The sequence below is a fragment of the Phytopseudomonas flavescens genome, assembly GCF_900100535.1.
Lineage (GTDB): Bacteria > Pseudomonadota > Gammaproteobacteria > Pseudomonadales > Pseudomonadaceae > Aquipseudomonas > Aquipseudomonas flavescens.
This window is the reverse complement of sequence record NZ_FNDG01000025.1, coordinates 21,018-36,732: the sequence shown is the minus strand read 5'-3', so window position 1 is coordinate 36,732 and position 15,715 is coordinate 21,018. Positions and strand designations below refer to the sequence as shown.

General features: G+C 65.3%; 18 protein-coding genes. 13 read left to right on the top strand and 5 right to left on the bottom strand.

Translation table 11 applies throughout. From position 1 onward, the window contains the following. The 3 genes from tolQ to BLR94_RS23805 are packed head-to-tail and all read left to right on the top strand — an operon-like array spanning position 1 to position 2,000. Positions 1-717 carry a protein TolQ gene (gene tolQ, locus BLR94_RS23815; protein ID WP_084308468.1) on the top strand — a complete coding sequence of 239 codons (717 nt, stop codon included), beginning with the start codon at positions 1-3 and terminating at the stop codon, positions 715-717. A gap of 13 nt (positions 718-730) precedes the next feature. Further along, complete coding sequence (gene tolR, locus BLR94_RS23810) at positions 731-1,174, top strand: protein TolR (protein WP_084308469.1); 444 nt, start codon at positions 731-733, stop codon at positions 1,172-1,174. 1 nt (position 1,175) lies between these two features. Then, on the top strand, positions 1,176-2,000 hold the full coding sequence (locus BLR94_RS23805) for an energy transducer TonB (protein WP_084308470.1): 825 nt from the start codon (positions 1,176-1,178) through the stop codon (positions 1,998-2,000). Between the two features lie 499 nt (positions 2,001-2,499). On the opposite strand, the gene BLR94_RS23800 is transcribed toward BLR94_RS23805, so the two are convergent. Then, positions 2,500-3,159: a YciC family protein gene (locus tag BLR94_RS23800; RefSeq protein ID WP_084308471.1), complete on the bottom strand. Its 660-nt coding sequence runs from the start codon at positions 3,157-3,159 to the stop codon at positions 2,500-2,502. Between the two features lie 159 nt (positions 3,160-3,318). Here BLR94_RS23800 and BLR94_RS23795 point away from each other — a divergent pair, with 159 nt between their 5' ends. The 7 genes from BLR94_RS23795 (at position 3,319) to BLR94_RS23765 (ending at position 10,343) form a co-directional block, all read left to right on the top strand. Next, positions 3,319-3,798 carry an NYN domain-containing protein gene (locus BLR94_RS23795; RefSeq protein ID WP_084308472.1) on the top strand — a complete coding sequence of 160 codons (480 nt, stop codon included), beginning with the start codon at positions 3,319-3,321 and terminating at the stop codon, positions 3,796-3,798. An 8-nt stretch (positions 3,799-3,806) separates the two neighbouring features. Further along, the gene (locus tag BLR94_RS23790; RefSeq protein WP_084308473.1) at positions 3,807-4,412 is read left to right on the top strand and encodes a 3'-5' exonuclease; all 606 of its coding nucleotides are present in this window, start codon (positions 3,807-3,809) and stop codon (positions 4,410-4,412) included. An 81-nt stretch (positions 4,413-4,493) separates the two neighbouring features. Continuing rightward, the gene (locus tag BLR94_RS23785; RefSeq protein WP_208601364.1) at positions 4,494-5,042 is read left to right on the top strand and encodes a sigma-70 family RNA polymerase sigma factor; all 549 of its coding nucleotides are present in this window, start codon (positions 4,494-4,496) and stop codon (positions 5,040-5,042) included. After that, positions 5,039-5,956, top strand: coding sequence for a FecR family protein (locus BLR94_RS23780; protein WP_084308475.1), 918 nt, complete (start codon positions 5,039-5,041; stop codon positions 5,954-5,956). The genes BLR94_RS23785 and BLR94_RS23780 overlap by 4 nt, the downstream gene beginning before the upstream one ends. A gap of 76 nt (positions 5,957-6,032) precedes the next feature. Next, positions 6,033-8,414 carry a TonB-dependent siderophore receptor gene (locus BLR94_RS23775; protein WP_084308476.1) on the top strand — a complete coding sequence of 794 codons (2,382 nt, stop codon included), beginning with the start codon at positions 6,033-6,035 and terminating at the stop codon, positions 8,412-8,414. A gap of 149 nt (positions 8,415-8,563) precedes the next feature. Beyond that, entirely contained in the window at positions 8,564-9,892 is a 1,329-nt protein-coding gene (gene rhlE1, locus BLR94_RS23770) for an RNA helicase RhlE1 (protein ID WP_084308477.1), read from the top strand. A 100-nt stretch (positions 9,893-9,992) separates the two neighbouring features. Then, positions 9,993-10,343, top strand: a complete 351-nt coding sequence (locus tag BLR94_RS23765) for a GNAT family N-acetyltransferase (RefSeq protein ID WP_084308478.1) — start codon at positions 9,993-9,995, stop codon at positions 10,341-10,343. 66 nt (positions 10,344-10,409) lie between these two features. On the opposite strand, the gene BLR94_RS23760 is transcribed toward BLR94_RS23765, so the two are convergent. From BLR94_RS23760 to BLR94_RS23750, 3 genes are read right to left on the bottom strand one after another with little or no spacing between them, the layout of a single operon-like run. Further along, the gene (locus BLR94_RS23760) at positions 10,410-10,772 is read right to left on the bottom strand and encodes a VOC family protein (protein ID WP_084308479.1); all 363 of its coding nucleotides are present in this window, start codon (positions 10,770-10,772) and stop codon (positions 10,410-10,412) included. A 23-nt stretch (positions 10,773-10,795) separates the two neighbouring features. Continuing rightward, positions 10,796-12,040, bottom strand: coding sequence for a TIGR03862 family flavoprotein (locus BLR94_RS23755; RefSeq protein WP_084308480.1), 1,245 nt, complete (start codon positions 12,038-12,040; stop codon positions 10,796-10,798). Positions 12,041-12,069: 29 nt separating this feature from the next. Then, on the bottom strand, positions 12,070-12,990 hold the full coding sequence (locus BLR94_RS23750) for a histone deacetylase family protein (protein ID WP_084308481.1): 921 nt from the start codon (positions 12,988-12,990) through the stop codon (positions 12,070-12,072). Between the two features lie 48 nt (positions 12,991-13,038). Here BLR94_RS23750 and BLR94_RS23745 point away from each other — a divergent pair, with 48 nt between their 5' ends. The 3 genes from BLR94_RS23745 (at position 13,039) to BLR94_RS23735 (ending at position 15,307) form a co-directional block, all read left to right on the top strand. After that, complete coding sequence (locus tag BLR94_RS23745) at positions 13,039-13,593, top strand: GNAT family N-acetyltransferase (RefSeq protein ID WP_084308482.1); 555 nt, start codon at positions 13,039-13,041, stop codon at positions 13,591-13,593. A 120-nt stretch (positions 13,594-13,713) separates the two neighbouring features. Beyond that, positions 13,714-14,583, top strand: coding sequence for an acyl-CoA thioesterase II (gene tesB, locus BLR94_RS23740; protein WP_084308483.1), 870 nt, complete (start codon positions 13,714-13,716; stop codon positions 14,581-14,583). 127 nt (positions 14,584-14,710) lie between these two features. Next, entirely contained in the window at positions 14,711-15,307 is a 597-nt protein-coding gene (locus BLR94_RS23735) for an HAD family hydrolase (RefSeq protein ID WP_084308484.1), read from the top strand. Here the strand turns inward: BLR94_RS23735 and cueR are convergent. Beyond that, the gene (cueR, locus tag BLR94_RS23730; protein WP_084308485.1) at positions 15,256-15,714 is read right to left on the bottom strand and encodes a Cu(I)-responsive transcriptional regulator; all 459 of its coding nucleotides are present in this window, start codon (positions 15,712-15,714) and stop codon (positions 15,256-15,258) included. The genes BLR94_RS23735 and cueR overlap by 52 nt on opposite strands. Position 15,715 lies beyond the last annotated feature (1 nt).

Below are 15,715 nucleotides of genomic sequence, written 5' to 3'. Positions count from 1 at the left end.
ATGCAAAACCAAGCCCATCTCGAACACATGACCGTCTGGGGCCTCATCAGCGAGGCCAGCATCGTGGTGCAGGCGGTAATGCTCTGCCTGGTGCTGGCGTCGCTGGTCAGTTGGTACCTGATCGTCCAGCGAGGCGCGGTGATGCGCCGTAGCGAGCGTCTGGCGAAAGCCTTTCTCAAGCGTTTTCGCAGTGATGAAATCGGCGGGCTCTACCGCGAAGGTGCACAGCAGGAGCTGCCAGCGGATGCCGCCCTGCAGCGCATCTTTCTCGCCGGTTATCAGACCTTCAACCAGTTGCAGCCGCACGCCGGCGACAACCCGGACAGCGTGCTCGACGGCGTGGAGCGCAGCCTGCACGTGGCCATCGCCGAGCAGGAGGAACGCCTGGAAAAAGGTCTGCCGTTCCTTGCCACCGTGGGGTCGGTCAGCCCCTACATCGGTCTGTTCGGCACCGTATGGGGGATCATGAATTCCTTTCTCGGCCTGTCCCAGGTGCAGCAGGCGACCCTCTCGACCGTGGCACCAGGTATCGCCGAAGCGCTGATCGCCACTGCCATCGGCCTGTTCGCAGCAATCCCGGCGGTAATGGCCTACAACCGTTTTTCGGCGCGCACCCAGACCCTGATCGCTCGCTACTACGCCTTTGGCAATGAGCTGCAAGGTCGCCTGCACCGACGTCTCAACGGTGCGGCGCCAAGCATTGCCGCAGCGGCCTGAGGAGGGATTCTCCATGCTGGCAAGACCGACGAGAAAACACGGCCTGAAAGCCGAAATGAACGTGGTGCCCTACATCGACGTGATGCTGGTGCTGCTGGTTATCTTCATGGTCACCGCGCCGATGCTGGTACAGGGTGTGCAGATCGAACTGCCCAAGGTGGCTGCCGAAGCTCTACCGACACCGAACGAGCAGCGCATCGTCACGCTCTCGGTCAAGGATGACGGCAGTTACTACTGGAATCTGGGTAGCGAAGTGGACACCGAGTCGCAGACCGACAGTGCGGTGGACAAGGCGCAGATGGGCGCGAAGATCGCCAGTATCGTTGCCGAAAACCCGGAGACCCAGGTGTATATCCGCGCCGACCAGAATGCCGATTATGGCGCCGTGGTCGCCGGAATCGCCGAACTGCAGCGTGGCGGCGTCAGCCGTCTCGGCCTGATCACCGAGGCGCCCTGAGATGAATGCTCTGACCCTGGAACTGCACGAACCGCGTTTCTCCTGGCCTGCCTGGCGCGAGCACAGTTTCGCGCTGGGTGTGGCGGTGGCGTTGCATATCGGTCTGGCGTTCGTGTTGCTCAACCTGTCGCACAACGCACCGATGCCGCCTGTGGTTTCTGCGGTGATCACCACTCAGTTGATCTCGCTGCCCGCGCCCGCAGTGCAACCACCGCCGCCTCCAGTCGCGGCGCCCATGCCGACAGTGACAGCGCCAGAACCGGCGCCGATGCCGATGCCGGAGCCGCTGGTCGAGAAGCCTCAGGTGCAGAAGGCGGATCTGGCGCTCAAGCGTGTGCAGCAGCAACAGCAGGAAAAGGAAAGGCAGCAGCGCATCGAACGTGACCGCCAGCAGCAACGCCGCGAAGAAGCGTTGCGCCAAGAGCGGGTTGTGCGAGAAGAGCTACAGCGTCAGGCTCGCCTGCAGCAACAGCAGGTCGCCCAGGCCAGGCAGGCTGAGGTAGAGCGACAAACAGCCGCCGCCGCGGCCGCACGCGCCGAAGCAGCGGCTGCTGCCAGCCGACAGTACCTGCCGATTGCCAAGAATGCACCGGACTATCCCCAGCGCGCGCTGGATCGCAAGATCGAAGGGGAGTGCACCGTCGCTTATCGGGTAAATGCCCAGGGCCGGGTCGAAGATCCCCAGGTGGTAGGCGATTGTCACCCGCTTTTCGTCAAGCCCTCGCTTGCCGCGGCGAAGACGTTTCGCTATCAGCCAAAGGTGGTCAACGGCCAGACGGTCGCCGTGGCGAATGTGAAGAACACGTTCACCTACAAGATTCAGTAAGACGATCCAAGCAGGATGGGGCTGCGTAACGTAGCTGACGTTGAGCGTAGCGATAACCCAGGGTGGGTTTGCCGTGTATCGCTACGCTCAACCCGGGCTACGGGGCTGGCTTGCTTCGATCGTGCTCAGCGCACCAGGCGGGGTTTCTTGTTATCGAGGGTCCAACCACTGTCAGGTACTGCATTGCCACGGCGTCGTTGATTTTCCTGCCACGTGGTCGTCTCGGTCCAAGAAGCCATTTAGGCTCTCGCGAGCTAGAGCCAGGCGAGGCGCTACGTGAGTAACAGCCTCCGGCTGGTCAATACAGGCGGGGAAGCGGGCTGGGCTCGCACGCGCGCGTACGCATTAATCGCTTCGCTCGCCTCTTCGGGGTTGCACTGAAGTGCGTTGGCCGCAAGCGGCTTGCCGACCGGGCTGGCGATCCAGCCTGTTTTTAACGCCCCATGGCTGACGCGCAGCAGATCGTAAACAGCTTCTGAACGGTGGGTTGCCCGGCAGATTACGGCGCGGTGTTGTCGCCCGTGCGCAACATGTACAGGCGGAACACAACCACCGTGGTGAATAGCTGGAAGAGGCCGAGCAGCAGGTCCAGCAGCAGGCGCCCGGCAGGCTCGGCCGCGATATCGCCGGCCCAGAAGCCCACCAGCCAGGGCGGCACCATGACCAGCATCACGCAGGTGAGAATCGGCCAGAAATGCCCGTGGGTCAGCTGCAGGCTCTGGTGCAGCGCCTGCAGCGGCGACATTCCACGCAGCACCAGCAGGTAGTCGGAAAACACCAGGCGCACCATCAGCCACAGCCCCGGCAGGATGAACAGCGAGGCGCCGAGCATGATCGCCAGGGTGCCGATGCCGGCCAGCAGCACGAAGCGCGGCCACAGGCTCAGGCTCAGGCTCATGGCGACCAGCGCGCCCCTGGCCGGCTGTTCGCCACGGCTGCGGGCATCGATGAAGAGGATCAACGCGGCGCTGTACAGCGGATAGAAAAGCAGCCCGAGCAGCACGTCGTAGAGCGGTACCTTGGCGGCTGCGACCAGCCCTTCGAGCTGCATGCTCAGCGCGGCCTCGAGCAGCAGGAAGGGCAGGCACAGGAGAATGATCTGCAGCAGGTTTTGCCGGAAGAAGAACCAGGCGTCACGCAGGGCGTCGAGGGGTTTCATGGAAAGTCGCGGCCAGAAAAACAGGTCGTCATCATACGAGGGCGTCGGTTTCCCGGCCAGTGATCCGATTACCAGCGGGCCATGGCTTTCGACCTGAGGGGCGTGACACTGGCATACTGGCCGCCGTGCGACCCGCGCGAGCCCTTGTGAGGATGTCCGGTGAAGAAAATAGCCGTGTTCGCCGATGTGCAGAATCTCTATTACACCGTACGCCAGGCCTACGGCTGTCACTTTAACTACACCGCGCTGTGGGCCGAGCTGGCCGGCGGCGGCGAGATCGTCGAGGCGTACGCCTATGCCATCGACCGCGGCGATCCCAAGCAACAGCAGTTCCAGCAGATCCTGCGCAACCTCGGCTTCACCGTGAAGCTCAAACCCTACATTCAGCGCAGTGACGGCTCGGCCAAGGGTGACTGGGACGTGGGCATCACCCTCGACGTGATGGACGCGGCGGCGAACGTCGACAGCGTGGTGCTGGCCTCCGGTGACGGCGATTTCGATCTGCTGCTCGAACGCATTCGCCAACGTCATGGCGTCGAGGCGGTTGCCTACGGCGTTCCCGGGCTTACCGCACAGTCGCTGGTGCGCGCGGCCACTCGTTATGTGCCCATCGAGGGGCATCTGTTGCTGAAACACTGAGGCTTCACGTGAAACCCATTGCCGTCATCGACTTCGAAACCACCGGCATGTCGCCGGCCCAGCAGGCCCGCGCCACCGAAATCGGTGTAGTGATCATCGAGAACGGGCAGATCACCGCGCGCTACCAGAGCCTGATGAACAGTGGTGCCTGGGTGCCGCCGTTCATCGAGCAACTGACCGGCATCAGCAATGCCATGCTGCGCAGCGCACCACCGGCAGCCGAGGTGATGCACGAGGTCGCCGAGTTCGTCGGCGACATTCCCATGCTGGCGCACAACGCCTCCTTCGATCAGAAGTTCTGGGACGCCGAACTGGGCCTGATCGGCCGCACGCGTATCCAGCAGTTCGCCTGCTCGCTGCTGCTGTCACGGCGTCTGCTGCCTGGCGCCCCGAGCCACAAGCTCGGCAACCTCAATCGCTGGGCGCGCCTGCCGGACACCGGCAAGGCCCACCGGGCGCTGGCCGACGCGGAAATGGCCGCCAACCTGACCCTGCATCTGTGCCGCCTGCTGCGCGAGCAATACGGCCGCAGCATGGTCGATCACGACTTCCTGCGACAACTGCAGGGTATGTCCGCAGCCAAGGTGCGGTCGCTGCTCGGCGCATTGAACTGAGTGGCGCTCGGCCGCTCGGTCGGCCACTAATAGTTCTCATTTACTTTGCCTTGGGGCGCTCTCTATACTGCCGGCCCCCTGATGGCTGACGCCGTCGAAACATGGCCGAGGTGGATGATGGAGTGGGGCGGAATCAATTTGCGCTGGGCCTACACCGATCTGCTGCTGAGCCTGAGCCGGCGTACCCATTGCGTGCAGCGTGCCTACGACGTGCTGCACGATGCCTTCATTCGTTTCGTGCTCGCCAACCAGCGTGGCGTCATCGAGCAGCCCAACGCCTATCTGCGGCGCATCGCCCATTGCGTGTTGATCGACCATTACCGCGACGCCTCGCGCTACCAGCCCCTGCCCGAGGCAGGCAGCGAGCCGCGCATGGATCTCGACGATGGCGCGTCGTTCGTCCCGTCGGCCGAACATCTGGCCGATCTCCAGCAGCGTCTGGACGCCCTGCAGCGCATTCTCGATTGCCTGCCGCCACGCTGCCGTGAGGTGTTCTGGCTGGTGCGTATCGAAGGGCACCGCCAGGTGGAGGTCGCCGCGATGCTGCAGATCAGTACCACCATGGTCGAGCGCCACCTGGTGCGTGCCTTGCTCGATCTGCACGAGGCCCGCGAGCTGCTCTGCCCATGAGTGCGCGGCGTCGTGAGGCGGCGCACTGGTTCGCGCGGCTGCTCGAGGTGCCGGACGATCACCCCGAACGTCAGGTCTTCGCCAGCTGGCTGGCCGCCGACCCGCGCAACGCTCAGGAATTTCACAGCTTCAAGCGCCTGTGGGGCGACTTTTCCAGCACCGAGCAGACCCGTGCCCTGGCCGGCGCCATGGAGAACGTCGGGCGCCGGCGCTTTCTGCGCAACGGCATGCTCGGCGGCTTGCTGCTCGGCGGCCTGGGTGCCTGGCTGCTGGCCCGCCACGCCGCGCGCCAGGAACTGCAGTTGTTCACCGGCATCGGTGCGTTGCGGCGCATGCAACTGGCCGACGGCAGCGAGGTGCAGATGGATGCCGATACACGCATTCAGGTGCTCTTCGATGACCGCGTGCGGCATCTGACGCTGTTGCGTGGTCGGGCCATCTTCGACGTGCGCCACGACCCGCAACGCCCCTTCGTGGTCGATGCTGGTGCGGCACAGGTGCGGGTGCTGGGGACGCGTTTCGTGGTCGAGAGGTTCGACCGACGTGTGCAGGTCAGCGTGGCCCGTGGCCGCGTAGCGATGACCAGCGGCGAGCAGCGCATCGAGCTGGGCGCCGATCAGGTCGGCCTTTATCGTCAGCCTGTCGGGCTGCGGCGTTCCGATCGCAAGGCGGCGGGCGCTTTCGGCTTCAGCAGCGGCAGCCTGGTTTTCGAACAGGCCGATCTGGGCGAGGTGGTGGCCGGTCTGGCCCGTTATCGCGAAAAGCCGCTGCGCCTCGAGCAGGCGGTAGTGCCGCAAACCATTACCGCCGTGGTACAGGTGGCCGATATCGAGGCATTCGTTCAGGCCTTGCCGCAGCTTGCCGGGGTACGGTTGCAGGAACGCGCCGACGGCACCCTGTTGCTGCCGCGTTGAAAATTTTCGCGTGCCAGGTTGGGTTTTTCGGGGCCTGCTGCGTCAAGGGGTATCCGAGATCATCACGAGACCCATCATGCTGCGCACCTCCCTGAAAACACTGGCTACCGCCAGCGCCCTGACGCTGGCACTGGGCGTACAGGCAGCCCCCGTCGAACTGGATCTGCCGGCCCAGCCGCTGGCTGCCACCCTGAGGCAGCTCGCCAGCCAGGCCGGGGTGACCCTCGCCGTCGATGATCGCCTGGTCGCACGCCGCTCGGCGCCTGCGCTGAAAGGTACCTTCGCCATCGACGATGCATTGCAGCGTCTGCTCGCGGGATCGGGGCTGGTGGTGCAGCGCAGCGGCGATGTCTGGCTGATCATGGAGCGCGCGCCGTCCGCCGCGCTCGACCTGCAGGCCACCACCATCAGCAGTGACCTGGCGAGCAGCGCTAGCGAGGGTACCGGTTCCTATACCACCCGTGCGGTCACCCTGGGCAAGGGCGCGCAGTCGCTGCGTGAAACCCCGCAGTCGGTCAGCGTGATCACCCGCCAGCAGATGGACGACCGCAACTTCACTTCCCTGGATCAGGTGCTCTACAGCGCGCCGGGTATCACCCTGCAGACGCGCAACTTCGGCGACCATCAGTACAATTCCCGGGGCTTCGAGCTGGGCGCCGATGCCTATCTGGTCGATGGCATGCCCGGCGTGATCCACAGCCCCACCGGCTGGATGACCCCGGACACCGCCGTTTACGACCGCGTGGAAATCCTTCGCGGCGCCGCCGGCCTGCTGGTCGGCAACGGCAACCCGGGCGGCGCGGTCAATCTGGTGCGCAAGCGGCCGACCGCCGAGCCGCACTTCTCGGTGACCACCCGCGCCGGCTCCGACGATTTCTACCGCATGGACCTGGACGGCAGCGGCGCCCTGAACGAGTCCCGCACCCTGCGCGGTCGTGCCCTGGTGGCCTACGAGGATCGCCAGTATTTCTACGACCGCGAAGCCAGCCGCAAGCCGCTGTTCTACGGCATCGTCGAAGCCGACCTCAATGACGCCTCGACTCTTTCCGTCGGCCTGCGCCGGCAGACGGGCGTCACCAGCGGCTACTCGATCTTCGGCCTGCCGCGCTACAGCAATGGCAAGGCCCTCGACGTTTCCCGTTCCACCTCGCTGGCGCAGGACTGGAACCGCCACGAAAGCGAGCAGACCGAAGTCTTCGCCGACCTGGAATATCGCCTGGACGAGGACTGGACCAGCAAGACCTCGCTGACCCGCGCCGAAGGGGGCTTCGATCAGCGCTCGGCACTGCCTCAAGGTGCGATCAACCCGGCCACCAATACGGGCTCGCGGCTGTTCCGAACCCTGTACCGCAGCGATGACGTGACCAACACCGGCATCGACAGCAACCTGTCCGGCAGCTTCGAAGCCTTCGGCCTGCGCCATACGCTGATGGTCGGCGGCAACTGGTCCCGCGAGGAGCAGTACAGCAAGAACGCCACTATCAATACCGCTGCGGGCGTCGGTGCCATCGACGTGTTCGACCCGAACCATCAGGCATTGGCCAGGCCGCCGCGCAGCGGCTGGACGTCGATCAACGACAGCGCCGAGACGCGTTATGGGGTTTACGCCAATACGCGCCTGTACCTCAGCGAGCCACTGAGCGTGGTACTGGGGGGGCGGTTGAGCTGGTACGAATACGAGACCGAAGAAACCCTCAGCGCAACCGAGGCAGGGAATCGTCAGGACCACCAGTTCACGCCCTTCGTCGGCGTCATCTACGACCTCGACGAGCAGTGGTCGTGGTACGCCAGCTACGCCGATATCTTCCAGCCACAAAGCGATTACCGCACGGCAGCGGGCTCGCTGCTGGATCCGGCCGTCGGCGTCAACTACGAAACCGGTATCAAGGGCGAGCTGTACGACGGACGCCTGAACCTCTCCGCCGCGCTGTTCTACATCAAGCAGGATGACGTCGCCACGGAGGATCCCAGCGGTGCGCTCTGCGCGAGTAACGCAGACGGCCTCTGCTACCTCAACGCCGAGATCCAGCGCAGCAAGGGCTACGAACTGGAGGCCAGCGGCGAACTGCTGTCAGGCTGGCAGGTCGCGGCCGGCTACACCTTCAACCAGACCAGCAAGGCCAGTGGCGGCCCCACCGACTACCAGACGCCCAAGCACCTGCTGCGCGCCTCGACCACCTACCAGTTGCCCGGTGCCTTGCATCGCCTCACCGTCGGTGGTGCCGTTTCCGCACAGAGTGGCTACAGCACCGATACCTTCGGGCCGGAGGTGAGCAACGCCGGCCGTGCGGTCTACGACGCCCTGGCCAGCTGGAGAATCGATCAGCACTGGACCATCGGTCTCGACGCCAAGAACCTGTTCGACAAGAAGTACTACAAGTCCGTGGGTGAGCTGCGTCGTGGCAACTATTACGGCGACCCGCGCAGCTACATGTTCACCTTGCGCGGCGAGTTCTGAAGCGCGTGCCGGAGCTCGTAGCCTGGCGTTGAGCGAAGCGATACCCAGGATGTTCATCCCCGGGTATCGCCGCGCTGCAACTGCCGAGCGGGCGCTACCCGGACAGGATAAACTGTGGGGCATTTCCATTGCCCACCACGTTGCCCGCCATGACCTTCGCTTCCCTCGGCCTGATCGAACCCCTGCTGCGCTGCCTCGACGGCCTCGATTACAAGACCCCGACGCCCGTGCAGGCCCAGGCCATCGGCCCGATCATCAAGGGCCGCGATCTGATGGCTGCGGCGCAGACCGGCACCGGCAAGACCGCCGCCTTCACCCTGCCGATCCTCCAGCGCCTGATGATGGAAGGCCCGACCGTCGCCAGCAACTCGGTGCGCGCCCTGGTGCTGGTGCCGACCCGCGAGCTGGCCGAGCAGGTGCAGCAAAGCGTGCAGACCTACTCGCAGTTTCTGCCCCTGCGCAGTTACGCGGTGTACGGTGGCGTGAGCATCAACCCGCAGATGATGAAGCTGCGCAAAGGTCTCGACGTACTGGTCGCCACCCCTGGCCGGCTGCTCGACCTGTACCGCCAGAACGCGGTGAAGTTTTCCCAGTTGCAGGTGCTGGTGCTCGACGAAGCCGATCGCATGCTCGACCTGGGCTTTGCCCGCGAGCTGGATGACCTGTTCGCCGCCTTGCCGAAGAAACGCCAGACCCTGCTGTTCTCCGCGACCTTCTCCGAGGCCATTCGCAGCCTGGCCGGCGACATGCTGCGCGACCCGCTGAGCATCGAAGTCAGCCCGCGCAACGCCGCCGCCAAGTCGGTCAAGCAGTGGCTGATTCCGGTCGACAAGAAGCGCAAGGCCGAGTTGTTCCTGCACCTGTACCGCAGCAGGAAATGGTCGCAGGTGCTGGTCTTCGTCAAGACCCGCAAGGGCGTCGATGAACTCGAGCAGGAACTGCTGGCCGCAGGCATTCGTGCCGATGCGATCCACGGTGACAAGCCGCAGCCGACCCGCCTGCGCGCACTGCAGCGCTTCAAGGCCGGCGAAGTCGACGTACTGGTCGCCACCGACGTGGCCGCCCGCGGCCTGGACATCGATGACCTGCCACTGGTGGTCAACGTCGACCTGCCCATCGTCGCCGAAGACTACGTGCACCGCATCGGTCGTACCGGTCGCGCGGGGGCCAGCGGCCAGGCCGTGTCGCTGGTCTGCGCCGACGAGGTGCAACTGCTCTCGGCCATCGAAGCGCTGATCCAGCAGATCGTGCAGCGCGTCGACGAGCCGGACTTCATCCCCGACCACCGCGTGCCGCAGACGGTCGCCGGCGGCCTGGTGGTGAAGAAACCGAAGAAGCCGAAAAAGCCCAAGGTGGTGGGGGGCGGCAAGTCCGGCAGCCTGGGTCGCTGGATGGAAAGCGACGAACCTGCCACACCGCCGGTCAAGGCCATCCGCAAGGTGCCGAGCTTCGCTGGCAAGCCCAAGGGCGGGCGCTAGGACACGCCTCGCCAGCGAGTTGGATGTCGACGCGATAATCGCGATAGTCCACGAGGCCTAAGCCCCCTGTATTCCGCGAATCGGTAAGGCGCCTGCGCCGATGCTCGATGACTACCGCCAGGTCATTGCGGGGTGCGCGGTATTCGTATTGGAGGCAGAAGGTGCGGTAAGGGGCGTCCTGGTGCTGGAGCATGAGGGCGATGTCCTGCATGTGCAGAACGTCGCGGTCTGCAATCAGGCCCGTGGCCAGGGGCTGGGCAGGCAACTGATGAGCTTCGCCGAAGGTCAGGCCCGGGCGCTGGGTTGTCGGGCCATCGAGCTCTACACCAACGAACGGATGTCCGAGAACATCCTGTTCTACCCGCGTCTGGGGTATCGGGAAACGCACCGGGCGGTTGAAGACAGTTACGCCCGGGTGTTCTGTCGAAAGTCGATTTTGCTCGAAAGCTAGACGGTGCATGACGAGAACGCTCCTGGGTAGCGCTGCGCCCGACCCAGGCTACGTGCTGTTTTCCGCTCAGATATTCTGCCCGATCCGCCACAGCACGCCGCTCGGGTCGAAGATGATGAACTCGCGGATGCCCCAGGGCTGGTCTTCTGGCGCGATGGTGCGTACGCCGAAGCGTTCGGCGAGGTTTTCCTTCTGTACGTTGGCCCACCAGGCTTCGACGTCATCGACCAGCAGGTGCATGACGAAGTTGTCCGCCTGCTCCTTGATGTAGAAATTCTGCAGCAGGAAGGCGCTGTGGTCGCCGTTGCTGAAGTAACTCATCTCATCCGACTGCCAGCCGGGTTTGAAACCCAGTGCGGTGTAGAAGGCCTGGCTTAGTGGGTAGTCCCTGGCCGGGATGAAGGTCTTGAGTTCGACGCTGGTCAGCATGGGGATCCTCCTGATCCGTGGGTTTATCGGGTTCCGGCCTGCAGCCAATGGGCGATGCCCTGGCCGGCCACGCGACCACTGGCGAAGCAGGCGGTGAGCAGGTAGCCGCCGGTGGGTGCCTCCCAGTCGAGCATTTCCCCCGCGCAGAACGTGCCGGGCAGGGCGGTGAGCATCAACCCCTTGTCGAGGGCTTCGAAGGGCACGCCACCGGCAGTGCTGATCGCCTCCTCCAGGGGGCGCGGTTGGCGCAGTTCGATGGGTAGCGCCTTGATCGAGGCAGCCAGGCGCTGGGGATCGGCATAGTGCTCGGCGGGGGTCAGCTCGCGCAGCAGCGCGGCCTTGACGCCGTCCAGCCCGGCCTGGCGATGCAGGTGCTTGGCCATGGAGTGCGAGCCGCGGGGCTTGCTCAGGGCCTTGCTCAAGGCGTCTTCGCTGCGCTGTGGCAGCAGGTCGAGGCGCACCGTGCAGTTACCGTCGCGGGTGATGCGCTGGCGAATGCCGGCGGACAGGGCGTACACCAGGCTGCCCTCGATACCTGTAGCGGTGAGCACGAACTCACCCTGGCGCTGCGCTTCACCGCTCAGCCCCAGGGCGACGTTCTTCAGCGGTGCACCGGCGAATTTCTCCCGCAACAGCGGGCTCCAGGCGGCCACGTCGAAACCGCAGTTGCTCGCTTGCAGCGGTGCAACGGGCACGCCGGCCCGTTGCAGGTGGGCGACCCAGCTGCCATCGGAACCGAGCCGCGGCCAACTGCCGCCGCCCAAGGCCAGCAATACCGCATCGGCGTGGACCGCGCGTTCGCCCGCTGCTGTGTCCACGCGCAGGCTGCCGTCGGCATTCCAACCCAGCCAACGGTGTCGGGTGTGCAGGTGCACGCCGGCTTCGCGCAGGCGTTTGAGCCAGGCGCGCAGCAGCGGCGCTGCCTTCATGTCGGTGGGGAACACGCGGCCCGAGGTGCCGACGAAGGTGTCGATACCCAGGCCATGAATCCAGGCGCGCAGGGCATCGGCGTCGAAGCCTTGCAGCAGCTCGTCGATCTGCCCTTGGCGCTCGCCGTAACGGCTGACGAAGGCCGGGTAGGCTTCGGAGTGGGTGATGTTCATGCCGCCGACGCCGGCCAGGAGGAACTTGCGGCCCACCGAGGGCATGGCGTCGTAGAGGTCGACCCGCACACCGGCGAGCGCCAGCGTTTCGGCGGCCATCAGGCCGGCAGGGCCGCCGCCGATGACGGCGACCGAGTGGGAGGTGGGCGTGGGGAGGTCGGTCATGGCGGCGTCGGCAGGGCAAAGGGCGAAGTTTACCCGAGCCCTCGTTGCTGCCATACCCGCGCGGCGCTGTGATGGAGAATGCCGTGGCGGCGGGCCAGGGCGTGGCGATCCTTGCTGTACCCACCACCGATCACGCCGACCACTGGAATGTCGCGGCCCAGGCAATGCTGCAGCACGGCTTCGTCGCGGGCGGCCAGGCCGGCGTCGCTGAGTTGCAGGTAGCCGAGGGCATCGTCGCGGTGCACGTCGACGCCGGCGTCATAGAGCACGATATCCGGCTGATAGAGGGGCAGCAGGTAGTCGAGGGTATCGTCGACGACTTTCAGGTAGTCGCGGTCGCCCATGCCACGAGGCAGCGGGATGTCCCAGTCACTGCGGGCCTTGCGTGCCGGGTAGTTCTGTTCGCAGTGCAGCGACACCGTGACGGCGTTGTCCACCTGTTCGAGCAACCGCGCGGTGCCGTCGCCCTGGTGGACGTCGCAATCGAAGATCAGCACGCGCTGCGCCTGGCCGCTTTCCAGCAGGTAACGGGCGATCACGGCCAGGTCGTTGAAGATGCAGAAACCGGCCGGGTAGTCGTAGTGGGCGTGGTGGGTGCCGCCCGCCAGGTGACAGGCCAGGCCGTGCTGCAGCGCCTGCTCGGCCGCCAGCAGCGAGCCGCCCACTGCCCGTACGGTGCGGCGTGCCAGCGCCGGGCTCCACGGCAGCCCGAGACGGCGCTGGTCTTGGTGGCTCAACTCGCCGCTCAGGTAACGCTCGATATAGGCAGGGCAGTGGCAGAGGGCGAGGATATCCGCCGGACAGATTGGCGGGCGCAGCAGATCGGCATCCCGGGTCAGGCCGCTGTCCACCAAGTGGTCGCGCAGCAGGCGGAATTTCTCCATCGGGAAGCGGTGACCTTCCGGAAAGGGCGGGCTGTAGTCGTCATGGTAGATCAGCGGCAGGGGCATACAATGGCGGCGTTTGGTGAACCCTGGGCAGTATGCACGAGAAGCGAAATGGATGTGATCGAGCTGCAGACGCCGCGCCTGTACCTGAGCGCCTGGCGTGATGACGACCTCGCCGACCTGGCGACCCTGTGCGCTGACGAGCAGGTGATGCGCCATTTTCCGGCGCCCTTGAGCCTTGAGCAGAGCCAGGCATTGCTGGCGCGCTTGCAGCAGCACTTCAGCCAGCATGGGTTTTGTTTCTGGGCGCTGCGGCGTCGCCACGACGGGCGCTTCATTGGCATGACCGGGTTGGCCCATGTCGGCTTCGAGGCCGCCTTCACGCCAGCGGTGGAGATCGGCTGGCGCTTGCTGCCGGATCACTGGGGGCAGGGGTACGCCCAGGAGGCTGCTCGCGCGGCCCTGGACTGCGCCTTCGAGCGCCTTGAGCTGCCGCAAGTGGTGGCCTTCACGACCACCACGAATGTGCCCTCGCAGCGGGTCATGCAGGCGCTCGGCATGCAGCCGTCCGGTGACTTCGAGCACCCGGCGCTGGCGCCTGGGAACCCGCTACGCTCGCACCTGCTGTATCGGATCATGCGCGGCGAATGGCCGAAGCGGGGCTGAGCCTGTCGCCTCCGTCGCCATCCCACGATTCCTGACAGGCGGCAAAGGCATTACCATTCACCCTCCGCGCACCCCGCGCGTGTCGCAGTATTGCCCTGGGTAGGGGCCGTGGAGAACCGTATGAGTCAAGTCCTGCAAGAATTGGTGGCGCTGCTGAGCCTCGAGGCCATCGAGGAAAACCTGTTCCGTGGCGTCAGCCAGGATCTCGGTTTTCGCCAACTCTTCGGCGGTCAGGTACTGGGCCAGTGCGTGTCGGCGGCCACCCAGACGGTCGAGGCCGATCGTCATGTGCACTCGCTGCATGGCTACTTCCTGCGCCCGGGCGATGCGGCTCTGCCTGTGGTGTATCAGGTCGACCGCGTGCGCGACGGCGGCAGTTTCAGCACCCGCCGGGTAACGGCGGTGCAGAAGGGCAAGGCGATCTTCACCTGCAGTGCCTCGTTCCAGTACCTCGAGGAAGGGCTTCATCATCAGGCGCAGATGCCTGACGTGCCGGGCCCGGAAGGGCTGCGTTCGGAAACCGAACTGGCCAGCCTGGTGGCCGACTCGCTGCCGCCTCGGGTGCGCGAGCGTGTGCTGTTCGACAAGCCCATCGAGATTCGCCCGGTGACCGTGGATAACCCGTTCGCCCCCAAGGTCAGCGAGCCGGTCAAGTACGTGTGGTTCCGTGCCGACGGCGAGTTGCCGGACACACCTGCCATCCACAAGTACTTGCTTGGCTATGCCTCGGACTTCAATCTGCTGACCACCTCGATGCTGCCCCACGGCGTATCGGTGTGGCAGACGTTCATGCAGGTGGCCAGCCTCGATCACGCCATCTGGTTCCACGGCAACCTGCGCATGGACGATTGGCTGCTCTACGCCATGGACAGTCCCTGGGCTGGCAATGCCCGGGGGTTCTCCCGTGGCAGTGTGTTCAACCGCCAGGGCCAACTGGTCGCCTCCGTCGCGCAGGAAGGGCTGATCCGCTTGCGTGAAGACTGGCGTTGATCCCGGGGCCGCTATTGGCCTGTGCAAGGGGCGGCACCAGCTATCCACCCGGGGCACGGCCTGCTGGTGATCATCGTGCCCTGAGCGGCTATGCTGCGCGTTCGATTCTGCGGTTGCCGGAGGGGCGATGAGCCTGCAGCGCTATTCCCATTGGGTTTTCGATATGGATGGCACCCTGACCGTTGCGGTGCATGATTTCGCCGCCATTCGCGCGGCACTGGATATCCCGGCCGAGGACGACATTCTTCATCACCTGGCCGCGCTTCCCGCGGACGTATCGCGGGCCAAGCATGCCTGGTTGCTCGAACATGAACGGGAGTTGGCCATCGCCGCGCGGCCTGCGGCAGGGGCCGTGGTGCTGGTGCGCGGCCTGCACGCACGTGGGCTGCGCCTCGGCATCCTGACTCGCAACGCTCGCGAGCTGGCATTGCTGACCCTGCAGGCCATCGGCCTGGACGACTGCTTCGCGGCGGCCGATATCCTCGGCCGTGACGAAGCGCCGCCCAAACCCGACCCGGGCGGCCTGCTGCAACTGGCCGAGCGCTGGCAGGTGGCGCCACAGAACATGGTGATGGTCGGCGACCACCGCCATGATCTGGCCTGTGGCCGTGCCGCCGGTAGCGCTACGGTGCTGGTCAACCTGCCGGCCAACCCCTGGCCGGAACTGACCGATCATTTCGTCGCCGATTGTTCGGCCCTGCAACGGCTGTCACTGGGCGCCTGAGCATGTTCGCAGCACCTGTTCCCGGCCTGCAGGTCATCGAGAATCGGGCAGTCGGGACGCTGGTCGCCCAGGCAGTGATCGACCAGGTTCTGCAGCGTGTCGCGCAGGGCCTCGAGTTCGGTGATCCTGCCATTGAGCGCCTCGATATGCTCCACGGCCAGGGCCTTGACGTCGGCACTGGCCCGTTCGCGGTCGTGCCACAGCGCCAGCAGCCTGCCCGATTCGGCAAGCGAGAATCCGAGGTCACGGGCCCGGCGGATGAAGCGCAGGCGTTGCAGGTCGTCATCGCCATACTGGCGATAGCCACTTTCGCTACGCCCGGCGCTGGGTAGCAGGCCAATGGCTTCGTAGTAGCGGATCATCTTGGCACTGAGCCCGGTGTGCCTGGCCGCCTGACCGATATTCATC

What these genes read in the sequence shown, in the direction of transcription:
- tolQ (WP_084308468.1), top strand. Translation starts at nt 1, where the DNA reads ATGCAAAACCAAGCCCATCTCGAACACATGACCGTCTGGGGCCTCATC.
- tolR (WP_084308469.1), top strand. Translation starts at nt 731, where the DNA reads ATGCTGGCAAGACCGACGAGAAAACACGGCCTGAAAGCCGAAATGAAC.
- BLR94_RS23805 (WP_084308470.1), top strand. Translation starts at nt 1,176, where the DNA reads ATGAATGCTCTGACCCTGGAACTGCACGAACCGCGTTTCTCCTGGCCT.
- BLR94_RS23800 (WP_084308471.1), bottom strand. Translation starts at nt 3,159, where the DNA reads ATGAAACCCCTCGACGCCCTGCGTGACGCCTGGTTCTTCTTCCGGCAA.
- BLR94_RS23785 (WP_208601364.1), top strand. Translation starts at nt 4,494, where the DNA reads ATGGCTGACGCCGTCGAAACATGGCCGAGGTGGATGATGGAGTGGGGC.
- BLR94_RS23780 (WP_084308475.1), top strand. Translation starts at nt 5,039, where the DNA reads ATGAGTGCGCGGCGTCGTGAGGCGGCGCACTGGTTCGCGCGGCTGCTC.
- BLR94_RS23775 (WP_084308476.1), top strand. Translation starts at nt 6,033, where the DNA reads ATGCTGCGCACCTCCCTGAAAACACTGGCTACCGCCAGCGCCCTGACG.
- rhlE1 (WP_084308477.1), top strand. Translation starts at nt 8,564, where the DNA reads ATGACCTTCGCTTCCCTCGGCCTGATCGAACCCCTGCTGCGCTGCCTC.
- BLR94_RS23765 (WP_084308478.1), top strand. Translation starts at nt 9,993, where the DNA reads ATGCTCGATGACTACCGCCAGGTCATTGCGGGGTGCGCGGTATTCGTA.
- BLR94_RS23760 (WP_084308479.1), bottom strand. Translation starts at nt 10,772, where the DNA reads ATGCTGACCAGCGTCGAACTCAAGACCTTCATCCCGGCCAGGGACTAC.
- BLR94_RS23755 (WP_084308480.1), bottom strand. Translation starts at nt 12,040, where the DNA reads ATGACCGACCTCCCCACGCCCACCTCCCACTCGGTCGCCGTCATCGGC.
- BLR94_RS23750 (WP_084308481.1), bottom strand. Translation starts at nt 12,990, where the DNA reads ATGCCCCTGCCGCTGATCTACCATGACGACTACAGCCCGCCCTTTCCG.
- BLR94_RS23745 (WP_084308482.1), top strand. Translation starts at nt 13,039, where the DNA reads ATGGATGTGATCGAGCTGCAGACGCCGCGCCTGTACCTGAGCGCCTGG.
- tesB (WP_084308483.1), top strand. Translation starts at nt 13,714, where the DNA reads ATGAGTCAAGTCCTGCAAGAATTGGTGGCGCTGCTGAGCCTCGAGGCC.
- BLR94_RS23735 (WP_084308484.1), top strand. Translation starts at nt 14,711, where the DNA reads ATGAGCCTGCAGCGCTATTCCCATTGGGTTTTCGATATGGATGGCACC.
- cueR (WP_084308485.1), bottom strand. Translation starts at nt 15,714, where the DNA reads ATGAATATCGGTCAGGCGGCCAGGCACACCGGGCTCAGTGCCAAGATG.